This window comes from Herbaspirillum sp. B65 (assembly GCF_000333555.1).
Lineage (GTDB): Bacteria > Pseudomonadota > Gammaproteobacteria > Burkholderiales > Burkholderiaceae_D > Herbaspirillum > Herbaspirillum rubrisubalbicans.
On record NZ_BADI01000569.1, the window covers coordinates 1 to 1,836 of the forward strand.

Sequence of the window (1,836 nt, forward strand, 5' to 3'; positions counted from 1 at the left end):
GGATGCAGGTTCATGACAAGCGATTGCTCGATATCGTCCAGGAAGACTGTTGAAGGGCCCCACGGCGGTGATGATGACGGTGTTCCCCAGCGTGATCTTTCAGCAGCAGGTCAATAGTGTCTCCACCCGTCACATCCAGCCCAATGGCACCGGCTCCTTCGATTTCGTCTGGACCCATTTCGGTTTCGCGGACGACAGCCCGGAGATGACCGAGCGCCGCCTGATCCAGGCCAACCTGTTCGGCCCGGCTGGATTCGTGTCGGCCGACGATGGCGAGGTGATCGAGTTTTCGCAAGCGGGCTTCGAGCAGAAGCCGGTGCATCGCACCCTGGCCGAACTGGATGGCCGCGACTGCCACGACACCGAGCACATGGTCACCGAGACGCTCATTCGCGGCATGTATGCCTACTGGCGCAAGATCATGGAGATTTGAATGGATGCCACCCTGTACCTCGAACTGTGCCAGCTCTATGCTCGCTACGCCGAAGTGGTCAGCAGCGGTCGCTGGGAAGAATGGCCGGACTTCTTCACCGACACCTGTACCTACAAGGTGCAGCCGCGCGAAAACCACGAGCGAGGTTTCCCGCTGGCGACCATGTCCTTCCTCAGCAAGGGGATGTTGCACGACCGTGTCGCACCTTCTTGGCGGCTTCGCGCAATTCCTTCTTGCCACCGGCCACGGCGTTGACCTGCACTTCGCTGGGCAAGGTCGCCACCGCAGCGGCGGCATTGATGGAGATGGTGCCGCTGCGCACGGCCTCGACCAGTTCGGGCGCGGCGCTCTTGCGGATGCGGTCGATCTGGCCGATGGTGGCGCTGCTGATGCCGGCGGCGCGAGCGATGTCTTCGCGGGTCTTGATGCGGCCGGTGTTGTCGTCGGCGTGCCAAGGGGCGTCGCTGGCCTGCTCGACTTCGGGCGCGCCGCCCTCCGGGGCTGGATGCTCGTCACTGGTGGCAGTCTTAGGCGGGGTGGCCTCGGCCTTGGTGCGAGCGGCGATGATGTCGCGCTTGCGCAGGGCCAACATGCCGCGCTGGAAGTCGGAGACGCTGCGGCGGCCGAGCTGGTTATCGATCATCCACAGCAGTACGTCGTCCAGCGAGCTGAAGCTGTCGTTCTGGATAGTCTTGAAGGGCAGCTCGTACTTGCTGCAGATTTCGTAACGGTTGTGACCATCGATGAGCACATCGCCCCACAGCACCAGCGCATCGCGGCAGCCTTCGGCCAGCAGGCTGCGTTCCAGCGCGGCGTATTCGTTGGGGGTGAGGGGATCGATGTACTGTTTCAGTTCTTCGTTGATGACGATATTCATGGGACTGTGGCGCCTGGTGTAACTGGACTGAATCGAAAAGCCAGGGGCCGCATTCTACACCACCGCCTGTCGCACTCCCCGGATGCGCATGGCGCTTGCAGTACAATGTCGGGCTTGCTCACTGCCTGTTTGCGTCATGCGCTTCTCCTTCCGTTTGATGGCTGTTGCCGTCGCTTCCAGCTTGCTCTTGTCGGCCTGCGGTACTTCGTCCTTGTTGCCCGGTAGCAGTTCCAAGCCGGTCGAATCCCCCGGAACGCCCTCGGCGAGCGTGGTCCCGGTGGCGCCCAGTGCCACCGCCGCACCGACCCCGCGCAAGATCAAGATCGGCCTGGCCCTGGGCGGCGGTGCGGCGCGCGGCTTTGCCCATATCGGCGTGATCAAGGCGCTCGAAGCCCAGGGCATCAGCGTGGACGTGGTGGCCGGCACCAGTGCCGGTAGCTTGGTGGGGGCGCTCTATGCGGCGGGCAANCATGGCTTTGCCTTGCAGAAGCTGGCCCTGGCCATGGATGAGGCCGCCATCTCGGAT

At 63.3% G+C, this 1,836-nt stretch carries 1 protein-coding gene and 3 pseudogenes; 3 read left to right on the forward strand and 1 reads right to left on the reverse strand.

Features of this window, described 5'->3' with window-relative positions; genetic code table 11:
• Both I5W_RS13795 and I5W_RS33360 read left to right on the forward strand, forming a co-directional pair.
• Positions 1–433, forward strand: a pseudogene (locus tag I5W_RS13795) (SRPBCC family protein); the annotation flags it as partial.
• Positions 434–634, forward strand: a pseudogene (locus I5W_RS33360) (nuclear transport factor 2 family protein); the annotation flags it as partial.
• Here I5W_RS33360 and I5W_RS13800 read toward each other — a convergent pair.
• Positions 615–1,310: pseudogene (locus tag I5W_RS13800) on the reverse strand (hypothetical protein); the annotation flags it as partial. The pseudogenes I5W_RS33360 and I5W_RS13800 sit on opposite strands and share 20 nt — an antisense overlap.
• 136 nt (positions 1,311–1,446) lie before the next feature.
• On the opposite strand from I5W_RS13800, the gene I5W_RS13805 reads away from it, so the two are divergent.
• The coding region (locus I5W_RS13805) for a patatin-like phospholipase family protein (protein ID WP_044529654.1) at positions 1,447–1,836 on the forward strand (390 nt) is incomplete at its 3' end.